This window comes from Pseudomonas sp. WSY_20, from assembly GCF_043104335.1.
GTDB classification, from domain to species: Bacteria; Pseudomonadota; Gammaproteobacteria; order Pseudomonadales; family Pseudomonadaceae; genus Aquipseudomonas; species Aquipseudomonas parafulva_B.
Genome location: NZ_JBICKP010000049.1, coordinates 61,245 through 86,670 on the forward strand (window position 1 = coordinate 61,245; position 25,426 = coordinate 86,670).

Here is a 25,426-nt window from a genome sequence, read left to right on the forward strand (position 1 = left end):
GGTGGCATCAGGCCAGCATTTTAGCCACCCGCCGCACCCCCTGCCAGTGTCACTCCAGCAAGCCAAGTGCCTTGGCCTTGGCTACGGCCTGGGTGCGGCGCTCGACCCCTAGCTTGCTGTTGATGTGGCTGGCGTGCGTCTTGACCGTGTGTAGCGAGATGAACAGCCGCTCGCTGATCTGCTGGTTCGACCAGCCCTGGGCGATCAGCTCAAGCACAGCCCGTTCGCGGCTACTGAGTGCATCAGCACTGGCGGTGGTGCATGGTAAGCCGGGCAACCGTTCGAGCAGCTGGGCCTGAACCGAACTGTTGTCGCTGCCCTGGACCTGCTCGCGCAGCCACTGCGGGTAGCGTTGCAGCAGTTCCTGGAACGGCTGCAGAACACCGCCACTGGCCGCCTGCAGCAGCGCCGGCAGCAACCGTGCTGCCTGTGCCTGATGCCCCTGGTCAAGGTGCAAGGCGATCAACGGGCACATAGCGCTCACTGTCAGCATCATGCCCCCACAGCCCTGGCCGCGCTCGGCAAGCTGTTCAAGGTTGCGTGCCGCCTGCGCCTCACGCCCCTGAATGCGGTCAAGTGCGGCTTGCTGCAACGCGACATGGCAGGGCAACAACGGGTGGAATTCGGGCGCCAGGGCCGCCTGCGCACCGCCGTAAGTCTGCCCCAGGCGCGACAGCCAGGATTCGGCAAGGTCCATGCGCCCTTGCGCGAGCCAGAGCTCGCATTTGACCAAGGTGATCATCGCCAGGTAGTACACAGGTGGCACGTCCCAGATGTGCATCAGGCGCTCGGCTTCGGCGAGTTCAGTGAACGCTTCGGCGAAGCGCCCTTCCCGGCCGTCGAGCATGGCAATCACGCAATGACCGATGAGCACACTGATGTCACGGCAGGCACGTGCCTCGCCCAGACCACCACGCAGCCGAGCCAGCCCCTGCTCCGGGCATAGACGCGCGACCAGCAGATAACCTTCGTACAAGGTCAGCCGCGCCCGGATTGCATACAACCGCTGTGCAGACAACCCGTGCAAACGCTGTAGCCCTTCACGCACTTCGCCCAGTGCACGCACGACCTCGCCTCGGGCGTGCAATACCCGGGCCCTGTCGTAGTGGGCCAGGGCCTCGAACAGGGGGTTGCCGACGCGCTGCGCCAGCTCCAGCGCTTCCCGGTTCCAGCCCCGCGCACGCCAGAAGTCGCCCTCGGCGATTGCCAGGTTCGACAACGTCGACAGGCACACCAGGCGCTGGCCATACCGTTTGCAGGGCAGGCTCTGCAGTGCTTCGGTGCAGCAGGTCAGGGTGCGTTCACGATCGCCCCGGCCCCTGGCGATCACGCCGCTCAGTGCCAGCCACTGGGCGAGCATGGACTTCTGGGCAGTGGCAGAAGGCGCCGGCAGAAAGCGCCCCAGATGGCTTGCCAGTTCCTCGGCAGCGTCGAGCTGACACGCCAGGCCAAGGGCCCAGCTGTACAACACGATCAGGCGCGGTGTGCTGACCAACAGGCTGTCGGGCAGGTCCATTTTCCAACGTAGCAGCATCGCGACGTTCTGCTCGGCCAGCAGTTGCTCTTCGGACAGGCTTTGCACGAGATTGGCCGCCGCGTTCAGGTCGCCCCCGCGCAACGCCTGCTCCACCGCCTCGTCCAGCAAGCCCTGGGACTGGAACCAGCAAGAGGCGCGCAGGTGCCGCTCGGTCAAAGGCTCGCGTGCCTGGCGGCTGCGAAGCAGGTCGGAAAACAGATGGTGGTAGCGAAACCACTGGCCGTGCTCATCCAGTGGCACCAGAAACACCTGGTGCGATTGCAGAAAATCCAGGATGGCGCTGCTGTCCTGTTGCAGCCGTACCGCGTCGCACAGGGGCGCGCAGAAGCGTTCCAGGCATGCCGTCTCGTCGAGAAAGCGCTGCACAGGCGCCGGCAGTATGTCAATCACCTCTTCGAGCAGGTAATCGCGGATCAGGCCTTCGCCACCGTGCAACGCCTGGGGCAGAACGTTTTCCTCGCTGGACTCGCTAGCGGCCAGTTGCCAGAAACGCAGCCCGGCCACCCAGCCATCGCTGCGCTGGATGAGGTTGTCCAGCGCCTGGCCACGCAGCCCAGTGGGCCTGCGCCCCAGCACCGCCAGCGACTCTTCGGCGGTCAGGCGCAGGTCCTGCTCGCTCAGCTCGGCCAATTGCCGGGACAGGCGAAGGCGTGCCAGGTGCCAGTCCGGGCGCTGACGGCTGGTCACCAGCAGCACGAGGCCTGCGGGCAAGTGATTGAGGAAGAATTGCAGGCAGTGGTCCAGGACAGGACCTTGGGCAAGGTGGTAGTCGTCCAGCACCACCAGCAAGGGCGACTCGCTGCGCAAGTGCAGCGCCAACGCGTCGAGCACCGTGCCAAGCCACGGCTCGAAAGCAAACGGCTGGTGGCGCTGGCGCATCTTCAACAGCCCCATCGCCTGCCCCCCCATGGCGGGGCAGTGCTGCTGCAACCCGTCGAGCAGGCGCTCGAGAAAGCGCCCGGGATCGGCGTCTCGCTGGCTCAAGCCCAACCACAATGTGCGCCAATGGGCAGGCAGCGTCTCGCAGAACTCGATGGCCAGCGAACTCTTGCCGAAACCCGCTGGCGCACTGATCAGCAGCAACCGCCCGCCTAGCCCGGCCTTCAGGCGCTGGCACAGGCGCTGACGCGGGACGTGGCCATCGGGCAAGGGCGGTCGAAAGAAGTGCTCGTCCATCAGGCCCACGGCCTGGCTGGTGCATCCATGCGTACGGGACAGATCTGTCATGGCCGGCTCGTTCTGGGTGGACAAATACGGCGTAGGGGTGGTTGCGAGACTAGCGGTTAACGCCCTGCATTTGAAGTTGACGGGGGAGACTGCGCCGGAAAAAGACTACGACAAAAAGCAACAGCGCCGATCGACGCAGGCTGAAACGGGGGTTTTGGCGGGGTATTCAGACGGTTTATCGCAATGGCCCGGCGCTTCTGCCGGGGGCTGGCACCCCCTGCATTGGCGCGATGGGGCCACCGAGGGTGGCCCTGTCACTTACTTCTTCGGTATCAGCGGATGCCTGACTGACGCAGGGCCGCAGGCTGGAAGTCGGCCTTGCTGGCAGTGAAGCCGAAGTCGTAGGCACGTTTTTCTTCGTTCTTCATGCCCAGGGCCAGGTAGCGCCCCGATTGCAGATCATAGATGGCTTCCAGGGTGATCCACGGTACCTCGACGTTGTAGTACGGCTGCGCATGGGCTTCAGACACACGCCAGAGCTGGTTGCGCCCGTCATACTGGTCGATCACGGCGGCTTGCCAAGTGTCTTCGTCGATGTAGAAGTCACGCTTGGCATAGATGTGTCGCTGGCCGGGCTTGAGCGTGGCCACCACATGCCAGACGCGACGCAACTCGTAACGTGCCAGGTCCTGGTTGATGTGCCCTGCCTTGATGATGTCGGCGTACTTGAGCTTCGGGTCGTCGAGCTTGAAGGCGTTGGAGGCGATGTACAGTTCCTTCTTGCCTTCGAGCTTCCAGTCATAGCGGTCCGGGGCGCCGTTGAACATGTCGAGGTTATCGGAGGTTCGCAGGCCGTCTGCAGCGGTCCCCGGGCCGTCATACGACACCTGCGGCGCCTGGCGCACGCGGCGTTGACCGGCGTTGTAGATCCACGCCTTGCGCGGCTCCTTGACCTGGTCGAGGGTCTCGTGAACCAGCAGCACGGTGCCTGCAAGGCGAGCTGGCGCAGTCACTTCCTGTTTGAAGTAGAACAGGATGTTCCCTGGATTGTTGGGGTCGTAGTCTTTCATTCGATCACGGAACACGAACTGATCGGAGAACGACACCGGGTTGAATGATCCATTCTGCTGCGGGGTCGCCTGGATGACCTGGCGGCTCACGCTGCCGCCACGGTAGCGGGTGATGTGGTTCCAGATCACTTCCAGACCGTTCTGCGGGATAGGGAACGGCACCGCCGTGCGGAAGTTGTTCAGGCCGTTACCCCCCTCCACCAGGGTGGCCTGAGTGGCGTTTTCCTTGATTGCAGCAAACACCTCGGCCGGTACCGTGGCCCCACGGTGCGTCTTGTAGACGGGAAGCTTATAGGTGTCCGGGTAGCGCTTGAGCATGGCCATCTGGCCTGGGGACAGCTTGTCCTTGTACTGCTCGGCGTTCTGCGCGGTGATGGTGAACAGCGGTTTCTCGGTACCGTAGGGGTCGGCGAGGAAACCTTTGCCATCGACGCTGCCGGCCGTCTTCGAGAGCGGCTGCCATGGCCCGATGGAGCCATCGGCATTACCGGCCTTTTCCGCGCCCATGGGGGTCAGGGTGGCACCCAACTTGGCTGCTTCGCCGGCCGGTACTGCTGCCATCACGCTGGTAGCCAGCAGGGACAGGCCCAGCACACCGGCTTGCAGCAGACTTCTGGTGTTGTTCATGTCGTGTCGTCCTGGATCCGTATGCTTAGAAGTTCACGCCGAAGCTGAGGGCGAGGAAGTCGCGGTCATCCACGGTGCTGTACTTGCCGTCGAAGAAATTGGTGTACGACAGGCTGGCGGTGTAGGTGTTCTGGTACTCGGCATCCAGCCCCAGGCTGACCGCCTTGCGTCCCTCCTCGAAGTTGCCGCCAGGGCCTGGCGAATAACCGGAGACGTCATGGGACCAAGCCACGCTCGGCTTGAGGTTGACGCCTGCGAACACATCGTTGTAGTCCCAGATGACCCGGGCGCGGTAGCCCCACGAAGTGCTGGTGGTATAGCCGTCGTTCTCGCACTTGCGGTTCAGGTTGGCTGTCGAGGCACCGGCGCCTGCGCCACTAATGGTGCTGGTGTTGAGCGCCTGGCAGGTATTGGCCCCACCGGTGGCGGGCAACGGGCCGGGGCCGAACACCGGGTCGCGGCCGTAGCGTGTGTCGTAGGCGCTTTCCAGGCCGCCGACATGGGTCACGCCCACCTCGCCCACCACGGTCATGCGGCTGGCACCCATCACCTGGTCGAAGAAGTGGGTCAGGGTGGTCTGGAACTGGGTGACTTCCTTGCGCCGGTAGCCATGCAGGTCCTGGCCAGGCACGCCATCGAGCAGCGAAGCGTTGCTCAAGGCGCCGCCCAGCGGGCGCACACCGGCGAACAGGATGTCGGTGGTGTTGAGCTGCACAGGTGCGTTGGGACGGTAGCTGATTTCACCGCTCCAGGCGGTGCCGGTGGGCAGTGTGGTGGAGAAGCTCAGGCCATACAGGCGGATGTCCTCGGGGTACTCGACGAAGTACTTGGAGTTGCCGGCCACGATCAACGGTGCCAATGCACGCAACTGCGCTGGAAGGGTCGGGATCGCGGCGAAGACCGAAGGCGAGGCGCCGGTTGCGCTGAAGATCGGCGCACGGCTGTGATAGTTCATGAAGTAGGCGCCAAACTCGGTGTCCAGCGGCTCGAACATATAGCGCATGGCCACGCCGAACTGCCCGCTGTCACGGGCATCACGGTCGCCGCCACGGCGCACCATCACCCCTTCTTCGTTGAGGTTGACGCCGCGGGTGGCCAAGAACTGGCGAGCGGCGGCAGGCACGGTACGGCTGCTGTTGAGCACGCGCAGGTTATCGGTGCAGCCGTCGGCAATGATGTCTGGTTGCGAGAAGAACGTGCCGCAGTTGTCGACGACGGTCTGGTCCCACTCGAGCTGGTAAAAGGCCTCGGCCGACAGGTTGTCGGTCAGGCTCTGGGAAACATAGAACATGTAGACCGGAATCAGGCCTTCCTTGATCTCGGCCCCTGGCCGGCGAAACGCCGACACGTCAATTGGGTTGACGGCATTGATGCCGCTGCCGATGAAGGTGCTCTCGCCCCAGCTGACCACTTGCTTGCCCAGGCGCACCGAGCCTGGCTGATCGCCGATGGAGTAGTTGTGGTAGACGAAGGCGTCGAGCAGCTCGGCACCCGAGGACTTGGCCCCTTCCTTGCGGTTGGAGTCGCTGATGTCCTTGAATTGCCGGCCCTCGTCCTTGAGTTCGAAGTCGTACCAGTACTTGCCGCGCACGAAGATGCCGGTATCGCCGTACTTGAGCTCCAGGTCGTGGATGCCTTTGAAGATCTTGGAGAAGGTCTCGCCCTTCTTGAAGTTGAGGTGGCCATCGTCGGACGTTTGCGAAAGGCCCTTGCCGCCGTTGTTGACCCCGATCAGGTTGCGGTTGGGACTGGCTGTCGACCAACTGGCGCCGATGGAGAGCGACGAGTCGAACTGGCCTTCGATTTCACCGATGTTGAAACTGACCGCGAAAGCGGGACTGGCAAGGGTGGACGCCAGGCTTACAGCCATGGGCAACCTGGCCCTGCGCCAGAACGGGTTTGCAGATTTCATCGACGCTACTCCATGTTCTTTTTTGTTATGGCAGTGGTGCTTTCAGGAATGGCCCGAACGACCGGTGTGCAAGACAGCGCCTGCTCACCCTCCCCTCCCGAAAAGCCCCTGGCCCCGACTATAGCCACCAAGGCACAGGCGCTCGATCCCTCTAAAGTGTGATTTGCGCTCCGTGCCGCCTGGGCGGTGCTGTGTGCTCCGATTGCGCCCCGGCCGTGCTGAAGAATGGCGCATTTGCGCCATTTGGCAAGCACTGCTCCGCTCTGGCATGCGGGTTGGCCCAGGACAGATTGCCGCATGCCCGCTTTCACAGGGTGGACAGGAAGGCACTGTTACAGGCCTGCCACTCGATGATGTCCTGGCGGATGCGTTTCTTGTCGAGCTTGCCGACACTGGTCTTGGGAATTTCAGTAACAAGGGCGATCTGGCTGGGGATGGCCCACTTGTTGATGCGCCCCTGCTCTACGAACGGCTTGAGGTGTTCCTTGAGTGCCCTGGCGTCGATCACCTGGCCTTCGCGCACCACCACCAAGGCAAACGGGCGCTCGCCCCACTGGGGATCGGCCGCCCCTACCACAGCCACTTCCCGCACAGCCGGATGCCGGCTGATCATGTCTTCCAGGTCCAGCGAGGACAGCCACTCACCACCGGTCTTGATCACATCCTTGATGCGATCGCGGATGTCGATAAAACCCATGCTGTCGAGCGTGGCGACGTCGCCGGTGTGCAGCCAGCCGTTCTCCCACAGCGCCTGGCTCTTTTCCGGCTCCTTGAAATAGCCCTGCGTCAGCCACGGCGCACGTAGCACCAGTTCACCCTGGGTCTCACCGTCGGCGGGCAGGAAACGCCCTTCCGCATCGATGATGGCCGTTTCCACCAGCGGCACGGGTACACCGGCCTTGATGCGGTAACTGATGCGCTCGTCTTCGGTGCCGGCCTGCAATTCGTCGTTGAGGTGCGCGGCACTGATTAATGGGCACGTCTCGGACATGCCGTAGGCCGCTGTCAGCTGAATGCCGCGGGCAAAGGCCGCATCGTAGAGCGAACGGTTCAGCGCACTGCCGCCGATGATGATTTTCCAGCCGGCGAAATCCACACCTGTACCGTGGGGGCAGTTGAGCAGCATCTGCAGGATGGTCGGTACGCAGTGGGAGAAGGTGACCTGCTCTTCGCGCCACAGCTTGAGCAGCATCTCGGGCTCGTAGCGGCCCGGGTACACCTGCTTGATGCCCAACATGGTCGCAACGTACGGAATACCCCAGGCGTGCACGTGGAACATGGGGGTGATGGGCATGTACACGTCATTGCTGCCCAGCAGCCGCACGCTGTCGATGCTGCCCATGACCGAGGCTTCGGCCAGGGTATGCAGGACCAGTTGCCGATGGGTGAAATACACCCCCTTGGGGTTGCCCGTGGTGCCTGTGGTGTAGAAGGTGGTGGCGACCGAATGTTCGTCGAAGTCGGGGAAATCGTACTGCGTGCTCGCCCCAGCCAGCAGCTGCTCATACTCGCCGACCAGGTTGGGCAAGGCCGCATGGGTATCCACCCCGTCGGTCAACAGCACAGTGCGCTCGACCGTGGTCAACTGGCCGGCAATGGACTGGTACAGCTCGATGAAGTCACTGTTGACCAGCACCAGGCGGTCTTCGGCGTGATTCATGGTGTAGAGAATCTGGTCGGGCGAGAGGCGCACGTTGATGGTATGCACCACTGCACCGATCATCGGGATGGCGAACATGCACTCAAGATAGCGGTGGCTGTCCCAGTCCATCACTGCCACGGTGTCGCCGGCCTTCACGCCGGCTTCGCTCAGCACGTTGGCCAACTGCGCGATGCGCTGGCTCAACTGTGCATAGGTCAGTCGCACCTGGTCCCGGTAGACGATCTCACGGGTCTTTTCGTAGCGGCTGGCCGACATCAGCAGGCGCTTGATCAGCAGGGGGTAGGCGTAGGCGTCGTCGGCGGGCTTGAGGAGACGGGTCTGCAGCATAAATATCCCTTTTATTGAGGCGCGGGCTTGCAAGGCGTGGCGTCACTGTAGTGCGCGACTGCGCCGGTCAAATCAGCCGAAGGAATGATTTAGCCGGTGGAGCCTGCGGCTTCAGGCGTTGACGGGCGGCAAGCAGGGGCTGGACACTGATCCACAGGCGTCAACCAGACCTTCATCCCCTTTTGTTGAACCGGAGCCCCCTATGCCCAGCTCGCGCCACGCCGTTTTTCTCGACCACGACTCCCTGGACCTGGGCGACCTGGACCTGACGCCGCTGCACCGGTCGTTCGATTCACTGGCGCTGTTCGCCGCCACGACGCCCGAGCAGGTGGCCGAACGTCTTCAAGGCGCTGTTGCGGTGATCAGCAACAAGGTGGTGCTCGACGCCGCCTGCCTCCAAGCCAACCCACAGCTCAAGCTGATTCTGGTGGCTGCTACCGGCACCAACAACGTCGACCTGGCCGCCGCCCGGGCGCAAGGCATCACGGTCTGCAACTGTCAGGGCTACGGCACACCTTCGGTTGCCCAGCACACCTTGGGCCTGCTGCTGGCACTGGCCACGCGCCTGTGTGATTACAACAAGGCGGTGGCCGAGGGACGATGGGCCAAGGCCAGCCAGTTCTGCCTGCTGGACTATCCGATCGTCGAGCTGGAGGGCAAGACCCTCGGCCTGCTCGGCCATGGTGAACTGGGCGGTGCGGTGGCACGCTTGGCCGAAGCCTTCGGCATGCGCGTGCTGAGCGGGCAGATTCCAGGCCGGCCGAGCCGTGCCGACCGCCTGCCACTGGATGAACTGCTGCCACAGGTCGACGCCCTCACCCTGCATTGCCCCCTGAATGAGCACACTCGGCACATGATCGGCGAGCGCGAACTGGCCCTGCTCAAGCCCGGTGCACTGGTGGTCAATACCGCACGTGGCGGGTTGATCGACGAGCAGGCGCTGGCCGATGCATTGCGCAGTGGTCATTTGGGCGGGGCTGCAACCGACGTGTTGAGCGTCGAGCCTCCGGCAGACGGCAACCCCCTGCTCGAACCTGGCATCGAGCGCCTGATCATTACCCCTCACAGCGCTTGGGGGGCTGTCGAGGCGCGCCAGCGGATCGTGGGCCAACTGGCGGAAAACGCCCAGGCGTATTTTGCCGGGCAGGCACGCCGCGTGGTCGGCTGAGGCACAGTCGCGGCTCTGCTACACTGCGCGATTTTTCGGAGGCGTCGTCCATGGACCCGCGCAGTGAAGTGTTGCTCCGCCAGGCAGAGCTGTTCCAGGGCCCGCTGCTGATTGCCGGGGCCCCGCCCGATGGCCTGTTGGCCCAACTGCCCCAGGCCCATGCCTGGACCTGGCACGCAGGCGATCACGCCCTGCTCGAAAGCCGCTTTGTCGGCCGCTGCCACTGCGCGGTGGAGCCCCCGGCGGTGGACGTGCCCACTGCCGTGCTGTTTCTTCCCAAGTCGCGCGAGCTGGCGGCTTACCTGCTCACTACCCTGGCCGCACGCCTGCAAGGCGGCACGTTGTACGTGGTGGGTGAAAAACGCGGAGGGATCGAAAGCGTCGCGCGGCACCTCCAGGCTTTTGGCAAGCCGCGCAAACTCGACAGCGCCCGGCACTGCCAACTGTGGCAGGTCAGCGTTGAACAGGCGCCGCAGGCAGCCGCGCTGCACACACTGGCCAAGCAGTTCGAGCTGTCACTGCCAGACGGCCCCTTGCAGGTGGTGAGCTTGCCTGGCGTCTTCAGCCACGGCCGCCTTGACCGAGGCACGGCGGTGCTGCTGCGCCACCTGGAGGCGCTGCCAGAGGGCCACGTGCTGGACTTCGGCTGCGGCGCTGGTGTGCTGGGGGCGGCAGTGAAACGGCGCTACCCTGGCAGCCACGTGACGATGCTGGATGTGGATGCCTTCGCCGTGGCCGCCAGCCGCCTCACCCTGGCGGCCAACGGCCTGGAGGCCGAGGTCGTGCAAGGTGACGGTATCGATGCGGCCCCTTTGGACCTGGAGGTGATACTGAGCAACCCGCCATTTCACACCGGGGTCCATACCGATTACCAGGCATCGGAGAATCTTCTGCAAAAATCGGCCATTCACCTGCGAAAAGGGGGCCAAATACGCTTGGTAGCCAATACTTTCCTGCGCTACAAACCGATCATCGAAGCGGCGTTGGGCAACTGCCAGGTTCTGGAGGAAGCCGACGGGTTCAGGATCTACCAGGCAACACGCTGATAAAAACAGCGCTTGCCGAAACCGTTTCGCCTAGGCAGAATCCGCACCGTCCTAGGGGAGTAGTCTCCCGCGAGCGCCACGCTCGCCCGGTACGCGTCAACATACTTGGTCCACAGACCATGGCGCGTGCGACCCACCATGCAAACGTGCATGGCCAGGCCTGCGCAGACAGGCCCGGGGTTTGACAAGACCTATGACACGCACACCTTACCCGGGGCGGGGAGGTCGTACGTGTCATAGCCGTGTCGACCCGCCCCCGTAGGAATCCTGATGCTGGAATCTCTGCTGGTACCCACCGCAATCGTTGCCCTGGCCGAAATCGGCGACAAGACGCAGCTGCTCGCGCTCATCCTCGCTGCCCGCTTTCGCAAGCCCTGGCCCATCATTGCCGGTATCGTCGCCGCCACGCTGGCCAACCATGCCGCAGCAGGTGCCGTGGGCGCCTGGTTCGGCAGTTTCTTCAGCGACGCTGCGCTGCATTGGATCCTGGCCGCCAGCTTCACCGCCACGGCCCTGTGGACGCTGGTGCCGGACAAGATGGACGACGACGAAAACCCTGCGCGCCGCTTCGGACCGTTCCTGACCACGCTGATCGCCTTCTTCCTGGCCGAGATCGGAGACAAGACTCAGGTCGCCACGGTCATGCTGGCTGCGCAGTACCCTCACCTGATCATGGTCATCGTCGGGACCACGCTGGGCATGCTGATCGCTAACGTGCCCGTGGTGCTGGCGGGTAATTTCGCCGCGGACAAACTGCCGCTGACGCTGATTCGCCGCCTGGCGGCCGCCGCGTTCTTCGTGCTCGCGATCGTTGCGGTCTACACGGCCATGAAGGCCAGCGGCTGGGTGGGTTGAGGCACGGGCGGGCAGAGCGGAGCCTTCATGGCACTTGCTTGCCCGCCTGCAGCGGGCCTCAGGGCTTGGCCGCTGCCTGATACAGCGGCATGACTTTGGGGATGGCTGCCTGCAAGGCGGCAATACGGCTGGCCGAGGCCGGGTGCGTGCTCATGAACTCCGGTGGTGCCCCTTCCGAAGCCTTGCTCATCTTGTTCCACAGGGTGATGGCCGCGTTCGGGTCGTAGCCTGCACGCGCCGAGAGCTCGAGACCGATCAGGTCTGCTTCGTTCTCGTTGGCCCGGCTGTTGGGCAAGGTCATGGCGTAGTTCACCACAGTGTCGGCCAGCGCCATGCTGTCCTGACCCAGGCCGAAGATGGCGCCTGCACCCTGGCGCGCCATTTCCACGCCGTAGGCCTTGGACATCGCTTCACGGCTGTGCTCGCGCAAGGCGTGGGCGATTTCGTGACCGACGACGGCCGCGATCTCGGCGTCGTTGAGCTTGAGCTGATCGATCAGGCCGGTGTAGACGATGATCTTGCCGCCTGGCCCGCAGTTGGCATTGAGCTCATCGCTCTTGATCACGTTGACTTCCCATTTCCACTGCGCAGCGTCCGGCCGGAACTGGGGCGCCTGGGCAATCAAACGGTTGGCGATGGCCTGTACGCGCCTGGCATCTGCACTGGATTTGTCGAGCAAGCCCTTGCTGGACGCTTCGCCCAGGGTCTGCTGGTACGACTGGGCGTACATGGTGTTGACCTCGTCGGGCGAGAGCATGCTGAACATGTACTGCTTGCGCTCAACGCCCACCGCACCGCCGCTGGTGGTGTTCACCCCTTGGCAGCCAGCGAGCAGGATGCCAGCGCTCATTAGGCTGATGACAAAAGACTTACGCATGGAAACACTCCTTTTTACATGCGCCGTATCCTAGGATGACTCATGGGTGGGCCGCCATAGCCGCAGGGAAGATTTTGCACACCCTCCCGCTGCGCGCGGCGAGCAACCGAGCATGCACTGGCACTCAGGCCGGGGTGAGGCACTCGGGCGCGTCCAGTTTCGGGTCGTTGACGAAAGGCGCCAGGGCCCGCTCGCGCAAGGGCACCGAGGGGCTTGCCAGCAATTCCTGCAAACGGATCAGCGGCGTCTGCGGGTCCAGCCAGGCAGCCTGCCCTGCTTCGTCCAGAATCAGGGGCCTACGTTGATTCATCGCCGCCTGGGTGACCACGGCGCAGCTGAGCCAGACTTGTTCCTGTACGGCATAAGCCTCCCACACAGCGGCGAAATACAGCGACGCCCCCTCGCCCGGTGTCAGCCAAAAGGGCCGTTTGCGCACGCTGCCTCGCCACTCATAGAAACCATTGGCCGGTATCAGGCAGCGTCGTTGGCCAAAGGCTTCGCGGAACATCGGCTGCTCGGCCAGCGTTTCGGCGCGGGCATGGGCGGGGGTGCGGGAAAGGTCGGTGAGCCACGGCGGCGTCAGGCCCCAGCGCGCCTTGGCCACTTGCAGCTGCCCGTCCAGCTGGCGCTGGATGAGGACGGTATTGCCGGGCGAAATATTCCACTGGGCGGGCTGCCCGGCGGGAAAGCCAGGCAGGCTGGTCAATGCTTGGGGCCAGCGGAACAGGGCGTAACGTCCACACATGAGGTAATTCTAAACCTAGCAGATCAAGGTACCGGGGAAGCTCTCCGGCTCGTCGCCAATCAGCGGCTGGGCGCCATTGTACGCATCGATCAACTGCCGTGCGTATTCGGCCTGTTCATCGGCCACCGACAAGCCCAGCAGCCCGTGCAGGGGCAATTCGCCGGTCGCCCCGACCAGGTCGCGGCCCACCAGGTGCGCCTGCACCCCTTCGCTGGCGAGCATACCGGCCAGCATTTCTGCTTCGAGCAGGCTTTCGGGTTCGTAGATACGCCTCATCACGCATCGTCCTCACGTCTGACATCGAGCATCCATTCGTCGTCATGCACCTGCAGCACGAACACGATCGGCTGACAGCACACCTGACAGTCTTCGGTGTACACCTGGTCGCCGCCAGACAGATCGACGGAGGTTTCCACCCGCTCGCCACAATAAGGGCAATCGTAGAACTCTGTTTCCAGCATCAGGGCCTCCACGACGAGTTATGCGTATAATTGCCGCTCTGTTTACAGGGCCACGTGCGTCCGAGCCGTTTTTCGGAGCCTGCCCGTACTTCATTATTACCCTAGCCGTTTCCAACAAGAGAGCATGATGGGCGAATTCGATGCCATCCGACCATACGACGACGCTGAGGTCCCTGGAGTTCTGGCACGCCTGCTCAGCGACCCGGCATTCCTCGATATCCTGACTCATTTCCGCTTCCCGCGTGCGGCCGGTGCCCTTGGCTGGCTGCTTAAACCGCTGATCGCCCGGCGCCTGCGCAAGGAGTTCGCTGGTGTGACCTGTGTATCGACCCTGCAGGACAAGGTCGAGCACTACGTTGATCGCACCATCGACCGCGCCACCGATGGCGTGACCTATTCGGGCGTGGAACAGCTCAAGGCCGGCACGGCTTATCTGTTCCTGGCCAACCACCGTGACATCGTCATGGACCCGGCATTCGTCAACTACGCGGTGTACCACGCCGGCCTGCCCACCCCGCGCATCGCCATTGGCGACAACCTGCTGCAAAAACCGTTCGTCAGCGACCTCATGCGGCTCAACAAGAGCTTCATCGTGCACCGCTCGATCACCGGCCGCCGCGAGAAGCTGGCCGCCTACCAGCTGCTGTCGGCCTATATCAATCACTCCATCGTCAACGACGCGACCTCCATCTGGATCGCCCAGGCCGAAGGCCGGGCCAAGGATGGCGACGACCGGACCGATTCGGCCATCCTCAAGATGTTCCACATGAGTCGAAAGGACGAGGCGTTCGGCGCGGTCATCCAGAGCCTGAACCTGACGCCGGTATCGATCAGCTACGAATACGACCCCTGCGACCAGGCCAAGGCCCGTGAGTTGTACATCCGCGCCACCACGGGTACCTACCAGAAGGCACCTGGCGAGGACGACCACAGCATCGCCAAGGGCATCACCGGCTACAAAGGTCGCGTGCACATCAACTTTGCACCGCCAGTGACCCAGTTCTACGAGGACACCAAGCAGCTGGCCGCGGAAATCGACCGGCAGATCCTCGGCGGTTATCGACTGTTCCCCGTGCATTACCTGGCCTACGCCATGTGGGCCGAGCAGGATGACACGCTGCAGGTGCCAAGCGCCGAGCAGGTGTTCCCTGCCGACGAACTGGCCAAGGCCAAGGAAGAATGGCAGCGCCGGCTGGATGCCTGCCCCGAAGAGCAACGGCCTTACTTGGTGTTGCAGTACGCCACGCCGGTGCGCAATCAGTATCAGGTCAGGCAGCAGGCACCGCTTGCTTGAGCATTGAGGGGGCGCTGTTGAACGCGAGCGTCCCGATCAGCATGAGCCCCCAATTTACTCAGGCCCAGGTGCTGACCCACGACAGCACCAGCGCACTGGCCAGGCAGGCGAAGCCCATACCGTAGCGCTGCCTGGGCACCCACCCTGCGAATCGCGCAAACGCCCTTTGCTGCTCCCCCAGCCCTTGCCGTGCATCGGCTGCGCTACGCCTGGCACTGTGCAACAGCAGCCCGCCCGGACACGTCAGCAGCAAGGCCAGCACATTGATGAGCTTGGTGGGATGGGCGGCAATCAGCCCCCAGAGCATGTGCATGGACATCGCGTCACCTCGGCGTAGACCTGAACAAAAGCCAGCATTCTACCCAACCCACCTGGCGCTGCCTGCACGGCAGCGACCGCGTGTCATTTAATTTCATCTGTCATCGGTTCGTCATCAGAACAGGCCACCCTGTCGTCCTTTCTCGAACCGGAGCTTGTCATGCTGCATGCCGAAAACCAGGACCGCCTCTACCTCGTTGCCCAGAGTGATGAGCAACAGGCGCTCGTCGATGGCCTGGCCATCAATGTGCAAGACCGTCAATGGCTGGTCTACTGCGCCCTGGGCGGGCATGCCCATGAGCACTGGCCCGAGGTGGATGCCCAGACCGGGATCAGCATGCTGGACCTGCGCATAGCGACGGCCTGATGCCGGTACGCAGCAGAAAAAAACCGCTGGCCGTCACCGGGCAGCGGTTTGGATGAGGCATTGAAGGCTATTGCGCCAGCACCTGACCGATACTTGGGTCCTTGAACAACCGGGTCAGCGCGTCGCTCAGCACATCGCTGACCAACTGGGTGTTGGTGTCCTGGTTCGGCGCCATGCCAAAGCGCTGGTCCAGCGAAGCGCCATAGCGACCGGTGTAGCGGCGACCATTGTTGGCGACGTCAGCACGGAAGGTGGCGCCGATGGTGGCTTCGGTCACGTATAGTTTGTCCTTGGGCGACTGGTACTTGAGCTCGGCCAGGGTAACGGTCAATTGGGGCGCGTTGCCTGCAGTGGTGGGCGTAAAGCCCAGCAAGCGCACGGCAGCCTCGGCCTGGGCCTGCAGCTTGGGCACCACCTGGTTGCCGCTGACACTGATGGTACTGGTTTCCGGGTACATGCCACCGCGAGTGCCCAGCGACGGTGAAGGCCTGCCGTCTACCACTCGCACCACCACCGGCTGCCCCTGCCCCACCGGGGTGAGTTGCGCCGTGAGCTTGGGCTGCGGATTGAGTTGTTGCGGGCTGTGGGCACAACCGACCAGGCTGAGGCTGGCTACGGTGATCAAACCGAACAACAGTCGTTGCAACATGCGCGATTCTCCAGAAAATGCGGCGATGGCGCACAGTATACCTAGCGGCAAGGGCCTGGCTACAAGCGGCGTGCACCGCTTGCACCCGGTACGTCCGAGGTTGTCACAAACGCTTAACCGGCAACGCTTAATGTGGCTGCACGCTCACCTGCACAGGACATCTGCCATGGTCTCGCTTTTGCACCTGCTGTTGCCTGCTCCTCGCCACACCGCCTACGCCCTGCTCGACATGAATGGCATGTGCCTGGCCTTCAAGCACTGCTCGCAAGTACCTGAGGGCGATGGCTGGGTGCAGGTGCACGAGGTGCAGCTTGCCTGGCTGGGTCATGCACTGCCGGACGGTGCCCGGGTTTGCAAGCCGACAAGTCGCCGCTGGCATCAACGCAACCTGGCTGCCTGAAAAACCCTGCAATAAAACCGCGAAATGGCGACATTTCTGGCTGCGACCTCGCTATAATCTCCCCCCGATTATAAGGACGTCTCCTGATCGGGCCCCGCATCCGCCGTCTGACCACGGCAAATCTACCCGCCTCGCCCACAGAGAGCCTTCCACTCAGGTCTTGCATCGGCTGTCGTGCCTGCTTCCATGGCCGTCACACTGCATAGAACCTGCGGGTTGCCATCGCGCAGTCCCCTTTTGAGGTTCACGTCTCCAAAAGAGCGTGAAAAAACGGTTTTCACTACTTCACAAGAGTGTGGCGAGCAAATGAACAATCTGGCATGTGCAAAAGCGGCAGGTGTGTCCCCTTCAGCCCTGAACAGGCAGCAAATGGCCCCAACCTGGATGCGTGTCTGAGCGGCTTGCATAGCGTATCCGACGGTCGTTGACCATAAGTCGAATTGCCGCACCTGGGGCAAACAGGGTTCAATAGGCAAACCCAAAGACTGGTTGGCGGTGTCCGCGGACGTTGCATGAACTGCGAAAAGTCGGACATGGCGATCCTGGAGAACCCGGTGATCCTGTGCTGTCAATTAGGTAGCTGTAGATTGTGGAGACGCGTTAAATGGCGCAGAACGAATCGGTTGATGTAGTACTGGTAGGCGCAGGCATCATGAGTGCCACCCTGGCCGTACTGCTCAAGGAGCTCGACCCGACCCTGAGACTCGAAGTGGTCGAGGCGATGGACTCCGGGGCCGCAGAGAGTTCCAACCCCTGGAACAACGCAGGCACCGGCCACGCTGGCTTGTGCGAGCTGAACTACACGCCCCAGGCCGCTGATGGCAGCATCGACATCAAGAAGGCCGTGCACATCAATACCCAGTTCGAGGTGTCTCGCCAGTTCTGGGCCTACCTGAGCAAGAAAGGCAACTTCGGCCCGGCGCGGGCGTTCATCAACCCGGTACCGCACCTGAGCTACGTCGAGGGTGACAAGGGTATTGCCTTCCTCAAGAAGCGCTATGAACTGCTCAAGCAGCATCACGCCTTTGCCGAGATGGAGTACACCGAAGACAAGGCCGTGATGAACGAGTGGATGCCGCTGATGATGCCGGGCCGCCCGGCTGATCAGCACATTGCCGCCACTCGCGTGCTCAAGGGTACCGACGTCAATTTCGGGGCCCTGACCAACAAGCTGCTCAAGCTACTGGGCGAGGCGCCCGACGCGCAGGTCAAGTATTGCAAGAAGGTCGTGGGCCTGCGTCGCAACGGCGCCGGCTGGACGGTCAGCATCAAGGACGTCAACAGCGGCGGCAGCCGCGAAGTGGACGCCCGTTTCGTGTTCCTCGGCGCCGGTGGCGCTGCCCTGCCGCTGTTGCAGGCCTCCGGCATCCCCGAAAGCAAGGGCTTCGGTGGCTTCCCGGTCAGTGGCCAGTGGCTGCGTTGCGACAATCCGGAAATCGTCAGCCAGCATCAGGCCAAGGTCTACAGCCAGGCCGCCGTCGGCGCGCCGCCCATGTCCGTGCCGCACCTTGATACGCGCGTGGTCGACGGCAAGAAATCCTTGCTGTTCGGGCCGTACGCCGGCTTCACCACCAAGTTCCTCAAGCACGGTTCGCTGCTGGACCTGCCCCTGTCGGTACGCCTGGGCAACCTGGGCCCGATGCTGGCGGTGGCCCGTGACAACATGGACCTGACCAAGTACCTGGTCAGTGAGGTGATGCAGTCGATGGAGCAGCGCCTGGAATCGCTACGTCGCTTCTACCCCGAAGCCAAGGCCGAAGACTGGCGTCTGGAAGTGGCTGGCCAGCGTGTGCAGATCATCAAGAAAGACCCGAAAAAAGGCGGCGTTCTGCAGTTTGGTACCGAGTTGGTGTCTGCCCAGGACGGCAGCCTGGCGGCGCTGCTGGGCGCATCGCCCGGTGCTTCGGTGACGGTCTCGATCATGCTGGAGCTGATCGAGCGCTGCTTCCCGGAGCAGGCGAAAGGTGCCTGGGCAGCCAAGCTCAAGGAGATCTTCCCGGCACGCGAGAAGACCCTGGCCACCGACGCTGCGCTTTACAAGAAAATCAGCGCCGATAACGATGCGGCACTGGACCTGGTGCAAAGCAGCCCGGCAGCCAAGCATTACGCATGAACCGCCCGGCCAGTGAAAAACGCCCCTCGGGGCGTTTTTTTATGCCCCTGAGCGGGCGTTTTCGATGATTTCGATGTACTCGTCGCCATTGCGCTGATCGGCAATCTGCTCGGCGAACGTCTTGCCATGCTCGTCCTTGCCATCGAGGTCGAAGCCTGCTTCGACGAAGAAGCCGACGAAACGCCGGAAGTCATCTACGCGCAAGCCGCGGTACGCCTTTACCAGTTTGTGCAGCGAGGGCGACGTGACCCCATCGGCGGGCTCGAACTGGAGAAACGCCTTGATGTAGTCGTCACTGATTTCGTCACCGATTACCTGTTTCTTGTCTTTACGCATTGCCGACTCCAACTGGACCATCACGATGTTCAAAGGGCGGCAGTGTACCTTCCGCCGCGCGCGAGCCTCAACGCGTACGTACTGTGCCAGTGTGCAGGTCCGCCCAGATGTGCCCGTTGGCATAGGTGAGAAACTGCACATACAGGGTCTCGTTGCGCAGCAGGTCCATGATGACCCGGTAATCGCTGAGCGGATAATTCAAGTTCAGCGTGCGAGTCTTTTCGTCGTAGACCGGCTTTTTCAGGCTCTTGGCCGCTTCGCCGTCGAAGGTCAGCAGCACTTGGGTCATGGTGGCCGCCTTGCTCAAGGGCTTGCCCTTGAGGCGCACCTGCAAGGATGAGGTGATCGGAATGGGTTGCTGGTCCGACTGGCGCTGGGCGCCGACTACCACGGTGTAGTCGGTGACTTGAAGCAGTTGCTGAGCGGTGGGCGCTGCCTGGCGCAGGGATTGGTCATCGGGCGGCAGGAATTGGCTGTGCATCGGCGCGGCAGCCAGGGGCAAACTGACTGCCAGCAGGAACGGGATGAACGCACGCATGTGAGGCTCCTTGGCTTGAAGGAGCACTCTAGCATGCTGCACCTGAGCGGCAGGTAGGCTGCGCTCAGAGCCCCTTGACGGCGAAGATGCCGTTGGCGTTGCGCCAGTAGCCCTTGTAGTCCATGCCGTAGCCGAAGATGTAGCGATCGATGCACGGCAAGCCCACGTAGTTGGCCTTGAGGTCCGGGCTGGCCTTGCGGTCGTGGTCCTTGTCGATCAACACGGCCGTGTGCACGGCGCGGGCGCCGGCGTGCTTGCAGAAATCGATGATGGCGCTGAGGGTGTGGCCCTCGTCGAGGATGTCATCGACGATCAGCACATCGCGGTCGATGAACGAGACTTCCGGCTTGGCCTTCCAGAACAGCTCGCCGCCGCTGGTCTGGTTGCGGTAACGGGTGGCGTGCAGGTACGAGGCTTCCAGCGGGAACTGCAGGTGGGTCAACAGCTTGCCGGCGAAGATTAGGCCGCCGTTCATCACGCAGAACACCACGGGGTTCTTGTCGTGCAGTTCTTGGCAGATCTGCTCGCCGACCTTGGCGATGGCCGCTTCGACTTCGGCTTCGGTGTACAGGCAGTCTGCTTCACGCATGACTTGACGGATATGCTCGAGATCGGCGGACATGGCGCTCTCCAGGAGGTGCATTTTGGAAAAGCGGGCAAAGGTACGCATCCGCTCGTCACAGATCAAGCGTTTATGGACTAACGTGCAAAATGATCAGACGACAGCACAGGCTGAATAGATTAATCTAGCGCGGTTTTTTTGCCCGCCTTTCGGAGCCCCCCCCTATGCCCACTCGTGAGATCCGCCATCCGCTGATCCGCCACAAGCTCGGCCTGATGCGCCGTGCTGATATCAGCACCAAGAATTTTCGCGAACTCGCCCAGGAAGTCGGCGCCCTGTTGACGTATGAGGCCACCCAGGACCTGCCGCTGGAAACCTATGAAATCGACGGCTGGTGCGGCAAGGTTGCCGTGGAAAAGATCGCCGGCAAGAAGATCACCGTCGTGCCGATCCTGCGCGCAGGCATCGGCATGCTAGACGGCGTGCTCAGCCTGGTGCCGGGTGCCAAGGTCAGCGCGGTGGGCGTGGCCCGCAACGAAGAGACGCTTGAGGCCCACACCTACCTGGAAAAGCTCGCGCCGGACATCAATCAACGCCTGGCCCTGATCATCGACCCGATGCTGGCCACCGGCGCCTCGATGGTCGCCACCATCGACCTGTTGAAAAAGGCCGGTTGCCGGGAAATCCGCGCCATGGTTCTGGTAGCTGCCCCAGAGGGCATCGACGTGGTGCACAAGGCCCACCCGGATGTACAGATCTACACGGCCTCGATCGACCAGCGCCTGAACGAACATGGCTACATCGTCCCAGGCCTGGGCGATGCCGGCGACAAGATCTTCGGCACCAAGCAAAAGGACGCCTGACCATGCAGGACGGCTACAACGACCCGCTCTGGCGTCAGGTCGTTTCAGGCGCGCAGATGCTCTTCGTGGCATTTGGCGCGCTGGTGCTCATGCCCTTGATTACCGGCCTGGACCCTAACGTCGCGCTGTTCACGGCCGGCCTTGGCACCTTGCTGTTTCAACTGGTCACCGGGCGTCAGGTGCCGGTTTTCCTGGCATCGAGCTTCGCCTTCATCACCCCGATCATTCTCGCCAAGGGTCAGTTCGGCCTGGCAGAAACCATGGGCGGCGTCATGGCCGCCGGGTTCGTCTACACCTTCATGGGCCTGATGGTGAAGATCAAGGGCACAGGCTTCATCGACCGCATGCTGCCCCCGGTGGTGATCGGCCCGGTGATCATCTCCATCGGCCTGGCCATGGCACCGATCGCGGCCAACATGGCGATGGGCAAAGCTGGCGATGGTAGCGTGCTGCTGCCCTACAGCACCGCCATGCTCATTTCCATGCCGGCCCTGCTGACGACGCTGATCGTGGCCGTGTTCGGCAAAGGCATCTTCCGCCTGGTGCCGATCATCGCCGGCGTGCTGGTGGGTTTCGCCCTGTCGTTCGCTTTCGGGGTGGTCGACACGGCAAAAATTGCAGCCGCCCCTTGGCTGGAATTGCCCAACTTCACCGCCCCTGCCTTCAACTGGCAGGCCATCCTGTTCATCGTGCCCGTGGCCTTGGCACCGGCGATCGAGCATATCGGCGGGGTCATCGCGGTAGGCAGCGTGACGGGACGGGACTACCTGAAAACGCCTGGCCTGCACCGCACGCTGCTGGGTGACGGCATCGCCACCACGGCAGCCGGTTTGTTCGGTGGACCGCCCAACACCACCTACGCCGAGGTGACCGGCGCGGTGATGCTGACCAAGAACTACAACCCGAAGATCATGACCTGGGCTGCGGTGTTCGCCATCACCCTGGCCTTCATCGGCAAATTCGGCGCCCTGCTGCAGAGCATTCCGGTGCCAGTGATGGGCGGCATCCTCTGCCTGCTGTTCGGCTCGATCGCAGCCGTGGGGCTCAACACCATGATCCGCCACAAGGTCGACCTCGCCGAAGCGCGGAACCTGGTGATCGTGTCGGTGACCCTGGTGTTCGGTATCGGCGGGGTGCTGGTCGGCAGCGGTGACGGCCCTGACGATTGGGGCCTCAAGGGCATCGCGCTGTGCGCCATCGTGGCGATCGCGCTCAACCTGATCCTGCCAGGCAACGATGCCTGGAAACACAAGCAACAGGATGACCCGTTGCCTTGACGCCTGAGCCGCCTGGCTTGACCCAGTCCTCGACGGGGTCAGGCCAGGCAGGCCATTACGCGTTTTCGCAGAGCTTGGCCAACACCTTCACCCATTCGGGGTGTTCGTTCATGCAAGGCACCAGCACCAGCTCCTGACCACCGGCCTCGACGAATTGCTCGCTGCCGCGCATGCCGATTTCCTCGAGCGTCTCGATGCAGTCGGCTACGAAGGCCGGACACATCACCAGCAACTTCTTCACCCCGGCCTGGGCAAGCTCGTCTAGCCGCGTCTCCGTATAGGGTTCGATCCACTTGTCCCGCCCCAGCCGCGACTGGAACGACACCGACCATTTGCCCGCCGGTATGCCCAGCCTCGTCGCGAACGCCCTGGCCGTGGCCAGGCACTGCCCGCGGTAACACACGGCACGCACCTCGGCGCTGGCGCCTTCGCAGCATTCGGCTGCACGCAGGTCATGTTTCGTACCGCTGGGGAAGAGCTTCTTCAAATGGCGTTCGGGCAGGCCATGGAAGCTGAGCAGCAGGTGATCATAGTCCTGCTCCAGGTAGGGTCGGGCACTGGCGACCAATGCGTCGATGTAATCCGGATCATCGTAGAACGGTTGCAGCACGCGCATCTGTAGCGGCAGTTGCTGCTCGGTGATGGTCTGCCGGGCGAGTTCGACGACGGTGGTCACCGTGCTGTCGGCAAATTGCGGGTACAGGGGGGCCAAGGTGACCTTGCGTATGCCCTGCGCCGCGAGCCGCTCCAGTACCTGGGGCAAGGCTGGCTGACCGTAGCGCATGGCAATTTCAACCGGCCCATGGGGCCAGTGGTCGACCATGGCCGCTTGTAGGCGACGGGTAAGCACCACCAGCGGCGAGCCCTCGTCCCACCAGATCGAGGCATAGGCGTGGGCTGACTGCTCAGGGCGCTTGATCAGGATCAACGACACCAGCAGGCGCCGGATGGGCCAGGGCAAATCGACCACATAGGGGTCCATGAGAAACTGATTGAGGTAGCGGCGAACATCGGCTACCGACGTGGAGGCCGGTGAACCCAGGTTGACCAGCAGCAAAGCGTGATCGGTCATGCAGCATCCTATGTCAGAGGCGACTGGACAAATTGCCCAGCGCCGATTGCAGATCGTTGAAGCGGAACGTGAACCCGGCCGCCAGCAACCGCGCGGGGTAGGCACGCTGGCCACCGAGCAGCAGGTTAGACATCTCGCCCAGGCCGGCTTTTAGCAGCAACCCAGGCAGGGGTATCACGGCAGGCCGGTGCAGCGCCCTGCCCAGCTGCTTGGCAAATTCACGATTACGCACAGGTTCAGGTGCACAGGCATTGTAAGGGCCGCTGGCGTCGGTGCGCTGCAAGAGAAAATCAATCAGGGCGACCTGATCGTCTATATGGATCCAAGGCATCCACTGCCGACCGTTGCCTACCGGCCCTCCTAGTCCCAACTTGAAGGGCAAACGGAGCCGGGACAGGAAGCCGCCGTCGCTGGCCAGCACCAACCCTGTACGTACCAGCACCACCCGAATGCCCTGCGCTTGCGCACGACACGCCGTTTCTTCCCAGGCAATACACAGCTGGCTGGCGAAATCTTCGACCACGGGAGGCAGGTCTTCGGTCAACTCGCGTTCGCCGCCGTCACCATACCATCCCACGGCCGAACCTGAGATCAGCACCCCAGGACGCTGCTCACGCCTGCCCAGCCATGCCAGCAATTGCTCCGTAAGGGCGATGCGGCTTGACCAGAGCAGGTTGCGCCGAGACGCCGTCCAGGGTCGATCGGCAATAGGCGCACCGGCCAGGTTGACCACCGCATCGAGGTGGTCGACCGCCTCCAGCTCATCAAGCTCAGTAATGCCCCTGACGCCTTCGCCGCAAAGCATCGCCACTGCCTCTGGACGTCGACTCCACACGGTGAGCCGATGCCCTTGAGCAAGCCAGTGACGGCACAAGTGCCGGCCAATCAACCCGGTGCCGCCTGTCAGCAGGATGTGCATGGCAGTGTCCTCATGGAATAAGGCAGTGGTCTATTTTTAACATCAAGGCACTTTCTAGCGCCCGTGCTCTCCCATAAACATAGGCCAACCAATCATTACTTGCGGAATATACTTATACACATTCGAATGATTGTACAGGTTTGCCTGACAGCGTAGTCTGCGCATAGCAAGGTTTGAAGAGGCCATCATGACCATACCTATTGCCATCATCGGGGCAGGCATTGCCGGCCTCTCAGCCGCCCAGGCACTGCAGAGCGCCGGGCAGATCGTGCACCTTTTCGACAAGGGCCACGGCAGCGGCGGGCGCATGGCCAGCAAACGCAGCGAAGCCGGCGCCCTGGACCTGGGGGCGCAATATTTCACCGCCCGCGACCGCCGTTTCGTCGAAGAACTGCAGCACTGGGTAGCCGCCGGCTGGGCGGCGCAGTGGAAACCGCAGCTGTACCACTACCGTGACGGGGCGCTCACCCCCTCCCCCGACGAACAGACGCGCTGGGTGGGCGTACCACGCATGAGCGCCATCACCCGCGGCCTGCTCAAGGACATGACCGTGAACTTCGCCTGCCGTATCACCGAAGTCTTTCGCGGCAAGGACTACTGGCACCTGCAGGACACCGACGGGTGCAGCCACGGTCCGTTCAGCCGGGTGGTGGTTGCCGTGCCAGCGCCACAGGCAACGCCCCTGCTGGCGGCCACGCCAAAGCTCGCAGCCGTGGCCGCCGGGGTGCAGATGGAGCCGACGTGGGCGGTGGCGCTAGGCTTTCAGGCCCCTTTGGATACGCCCATGCAAGGCTGCTTCGTCCAGGAAAGCCCGCTTGACTGGCTGGCCCGCAACCGCAGCAAGCCAGGGCGCGACGAGACCTTGGACACGTGGGTGTTGCACGCCACTTCCAGTTGGAGCCGACAACACATCGACTTGTCCAAGGAGGAAGTTGTCGAGCACCTGCGCGGCGAGTTCGCCGAACTGGTCGGTTGCGTCGTGCCTGAGCCCACGTTCGCCCTGGCCCACCGCTGGTTGTATGCACGCCCTGGCAGTCATCACGAATTTGGCGCCTTGGCCGACGCCGACCAAGGGCTATATGCCTGCGGGGACTGGTGCCTGTCCGGGCGGGTGGAGGGTGCATGGTTAAGTGGCCAAGAGGCAGCGCGCCGTTTACTTGAACACTTGGACTGATCGGCTATCTACACACTAAGGGTTCGCATCGGGCCCGCTATGTGCTGGAATATTCCTGTACATAATTTGTGATCTGTACAGGTTTATGG

The 25,426-nt window shown here is 62.8% G+C and carries 25 protein-coding genes and 1 riboswitch; of the genes, 10 read left to right on the forward strand and 15 right to left on the reverse strand.

Annotated features, from left to right (window positions below):
- Positions 1-49: 49 nt before the first annotated feature.
- From ACF8E5_RS12680 to ACF8E5_RS12695, 4 genes are all read right to left on the reverse strand, one after another.
- Positions 50-2,764, reverse strand: coding sequence for a LuxR C-terminal-related transcriptional regulator (locus ACF8E5_RS12680; RefSeq protein ID WP_392475372.1), 2,715 nt, complete (start codon positions 2,762-2,764; stop codon positions 50-52).
- Between the two features lie 272 nt (positions 2,765-3,036).
- Positions 3,037-4,401: a DUF1329 domain-containing protein gene (locus ACF8E5_RS12685; RefSeq protein WP_058605862.1), complete on the reverse strand. Its 1,365-nt coding sequence runs from the start codon at positions 4,399-4,401 to the stop codon at positions 3,037-3,039.
- Between the two features lie 25 nt (positions 4,402-4,426).
- Positions 4,427-6,313, reverse strand: a complete 1,887-nt coding sequence (locus tag ACF8E5_RS12690; RefSeq protein ID WP_392475373.1) for a DUF1302 domain-containing protein — start codon at positions 6,311-6,313, stop codon at positions 4,427-4,429.
- A gap of 307 nt (positions 6,314-6,620) precedes the next feature.
- Complete coding sequence (locus ACF8E5_RS12695) at positions 6,621-8,303, reverse strand: fatty acid--CoA ligase (RefSeq protein WP_058639451.1); 1,683 nt, start codon at positions 8,301-8,303, stop codon at positions 6,621-6,623.
- 202 nt (positions 8,304-8,505) lie between these two features.
- Between ACF8E5_RS12695 and ACF8E5_RS12700 the strand changes: the two genes are divergently transcribed.
- The 3 genes from ACF8E5_RS12700 (at position 8,506) to ACF8E5_RS12710 (ending at position 11,372) form a co-directional block, all read left to right on the forward strand.
- The gene (locus ACF8E5_RS12700) at positions 8,506-9,471 is read left to right on the forward strand and encodes a 2-hydroxyacid dehydrogenase (protein WP_078479099.1); all 966 of its coding nucleotides are present in this window, start codon (positions 8,506-8,508) and stop codon (positions 9,469-9,471) included.
- A 50-nt stretch (positions 9,472-9,521) separates the two neighbouring features.
- On the forward strand, positions 9,522-10,517 hold the full coding sequence (locus tag ACF8E5_RS12705; protein ID WP_058639453.1) for a class I SAM-dependent methyltransferase: 996 nt from the start codon (positions 9,522-9,524) through the stop codon (positions 10,515-10,517).
- A gap of 42 nt (positions 10,518-10,559) precedes the next feature.
- Positions 10,560-10,699, forward strand: a riboswitch (yybP-ykoY riboswitch).
- Positions 10,700-10,787: 88 nt separating this feature from the next.
- A complete protein-coding gene (locus ACF8E5_RS12710) occupies positions 10,788-11,372 on the forward strand; it encodes a TMEM165/GDT1 family protein (RefSeq protein ID WP_023534668.1) in 585 nt (194 codons plus the stop codon).
- Positions 11,373-11,430: 58 nt separating this feature from the next.
- Here the strand turns inward: ACF8E5_RS12710 and ACF8E5_RS12715 are convergent, their stop codons facing one another.
- The 4 genes from ACF8E5_RS12715 to ACF8E5_RS12730 form a co-directional block, all read right to left on the reverse strand.
- Positions 11,431-12,249, reverse strand: a complete 819-nt coding sequence (locus ACF8E5_RS12715; protein WP_058605868.1) for a M48 family metallopeptidase — start codon at positions 12,247-12,249, stop codon at positions 11,431-11,433.
- Between the two features lie 124 nt (positions 12,250-12,373).
- Positions 12,374-12,994: an SOS response-associated peptidase gene (locus ACF8E5_RS12720; RefSeq protein ID WP_058639454.1), complete on the reverse strand. Its 621-nt coding sequence runs from the start codon at positions 12,992-12,994 to the stop codon at positions 12,374-12,376.
- A 15-nt stretch (positions 12,995-13,009) separates the two neighbouring features.
- On the reverse strand, positions 13,010-13,270 hold the full coding sequence (locus ACF8E5_RS12725; RefSeq protein WP_058605736.1) for a putative signal transducing protein: 261 nt from the start codon (positions 13,268-13,270) through the stop codon (positions 13,010-13,012).
- The gene (locus tag ACF8E5_RS12730) at positions 13,270-13,455 is read right to left on the reverse strand and encodes a CPXCG motif-containing cysteine-rich protein (protein WP_058605735.1); all 186 of its coding nucleotides are present in this window, start codon (positions 13,453-13,455) and stop codon (positions 13,270-13,272) included. The genes ACF8E5_RS12725 and ACF8E5_RS12730 overlap by 1 nt, the downstream gene beginning before the upstream one ends.
- Before the next feature lie 127 nt (positions 13,456-13,582).
- On the opposite strand from ACF8E5_RS12730, the gene ACF8E5_RS12735 reads away from it, so the two are divergent.
- Positions 13,583-14,749 carry a 1-acyl-sn-glycerol-3-phosphate acyltransferase gene (locus tag ACF8E5_RS12735; RefSeq protein ID WP_196186340.1) on the forward strand — a complete coding sequence of 389 codons (1,167 nt, stop codon included), beginning with the start codon at positions 13,583-13,585 and terminating at the stop codon, positions 14,747-14,749.
- A 58-nt stretch (positions 14,750-14,807) separates the two neighbouring features.
- Here the strand turns inward: ACF8E5_RS12735 and ACF8E5_RS12740 are convergent, their stop codons facing one another.
- Positions 14,808-15,068 carry a hypothetical protein gene (locus ACF8E5_RS12740; RefSeq protein WP_196142666.1) on the reverse strand — a complete coding sequence of 87 codons (261 nt, stop codon included), beginning with the start codon at positions 15,066-15,068 and terminating at the stop codon, positions 14,808-14,810.
- 159 nt (positions 15,069-15,227) lie between these two features.
- Between ACF8E5_RS12740 and ACF8E5_RS12745 the strand changes: the two genes are divergently transcribed.
- The gene (locus ACF8E5_RS12745; RefSeq protein ID WP_182140240.1) at positions 15,228-15,434 is read left to right on the forward strand and encodes a hypothetical protein; all 207 of its coding nucleotides are present in this window, start codon (positions 15,228-15,230) and stop codon (positions 15,432-15,434) included.
- A 67-nt stretch (positions 15,435-15,501) separates the two neighbouring features.
- Here ACF8E5_RS12745 and ACF8E5_RS12750 read toward each other — a convergent pair whose 3' ends face one another.
- The gene (locus tag ACF8E5_RS12750) at positions 15,502-16,083 is read right to left on the reverse strand and encodes a YajG family lipoprotein (protein ID WP_023534676.1); all 582 of its coding nucleotides are present in this window, start codon (positions 16,081-16,083) and stop codon (positions 15,502-15,504) included.
- 166 nt (positions 16,084-16,249) lie between these two features.
- On the opposite strand from ACF8E5_RS12750, the gene ACF8E5_RS12755 reads away from it, so the two are divergent.
- Positions 16,250-16,483 (forward strand): hypothetical protein, encoded by a 234-nt coding sequence (locus tag ACF8E5_RS12755; protein WP_182140242.1) that lies wholly within the window; start codon positions 16,250-16,252, stop codon positions 16,481-16,483.
- 604 nt (positions 16,484-17,087) lie between these two features.
- On the forward strand, positions 17,088-18,596 hold the full coding sequence (gene mqo, locus ACF8E5_RS12760) for a malate dehydrogenase (quinone) (protein WP_196186341.1): 1,509 nt from the start codon (positions 17,088-17,090) through the stop codon (positions 18,594-18,596).
- A gap of 39 nt (positions 18,597-18,635) precedes the next feature.
- Here the strand turns inward: mqo and ACF8E5_RS12765 are convergent, their stop codons facing one another.
- The 3 genes from ACF8E5_RS12765 to ACF8E5_RS12775 all read right to left on the reverse strand — a co-directional run bounded on the left by ACF8E5_RS12765 (position 18,636) and on the right by ACF8E5_RS12775 (position 20,092).
- On the reverse strand, positions 18,636-18,932 hold the full coding sequence (locus ACF8E5_RS12765; RefSeq protein ID WP_058639460.1) for a PA4642 family protein: 297 nt from the start codon (positions 18,930-18,932) through the stop codon (positions 18,636-18,638).
- A 67-nt stretch (positions 18,933-18,999) separates the two neighbouring features.
- A complete protein-coding gene (locus ACF8E5_RS12770; protein WP_058605728.1) occupies positions 19,000-19,470 on the reverse strand; it encodes a hypothetical protein in 471 nt (156 codons plus the stop codon).
- A 64-nt stretch (positions 19,471-19,534) separates the two neighbouring features.
- Positions 19,535-20,092, reverse strand: coding sequence for a hypoxanthine-guanine phosphoribosyltransferase (locus ACF8E5_RS12775; RefSeq protein ID WP_027916613.1), 558 nt, complete (start codon positions 20,090-20,092; stop codon positions 19,535-19,537).
- A 164-nt stretch (positions 20,093-20,256) separates the two neighbouring features.
- On the opposite strand from ACF8E5_RS12775, the gene upp reads away from it, so the two are divergent.
- Entirely contained in the window at positions 20,257-20,895 is a 639-nt protein-coding gene (gene upp / locus ACF8E5_RS12780; protein ID WP_027916614.1) for a uracil phosphoribosyltransferase, read from the forward strand.
- Between the two features lie 2 nt (positions 20,896-20,897).
- Positions 20,898-22,172 (forward strand): uracil-xanthine permease family protein, encoded by a 1,275-nt coding sequence (locus ACF8E5_RS12785; RefSeq protein WP_058605727.1) that lies wholly within the window; start codon positions 20,898-20,900, stop codon positions 22,170-22,172.
- Between the two features lie 55 nt (positions 22,173-22,227).
- Here the strand turns inward: ACF8E5_RS12785 and hemH are convergent, their stop codons facing one another.
- Entirely contained in the window at positions 22,228-23,244 is a 1,017-nt protein-coding gene (gene hemH / locus ACF8E5_RS12790; RefSeq protein WP_058605726.1) for a ferrochelatase, read from the reverse strand.
- Positions 23,245-23,257: 13 nt separating this feature from the next.
- Positions 23,258-24,163 carry a TIGR01777 family oxidoreductase gene (locus ACF8E5_RS12795; protein ID WP_058639463.1) on the reverse strand — a complete coding sequence of 302 codons (906 nt, stop codon included), beginning with the start codon at positions 24,161-24,163 and terminating at the stop codon, positions 23,258-23,260.
- A 187-nt stretch (positions 24,164-24,350) separates the two neighbouring features.
- Here ACF8E5_RS12795 and ACF8E5_RS12800 point away from each other — a divergent pair, with 187 nt between their 5' ends.
- Entirely contained in the window at positions 24,351-25,337 is a 987-nt protein-coding gene (locus tag ACF8E5_RS12800) for an NAD(P)/FAD-dependent oxidoreductase (protein ID WP_078479104.1), read from the forward strand.
- The last annotated feature ends 89 nt before the right edge of the window (positions 25,338-25,426 follow it).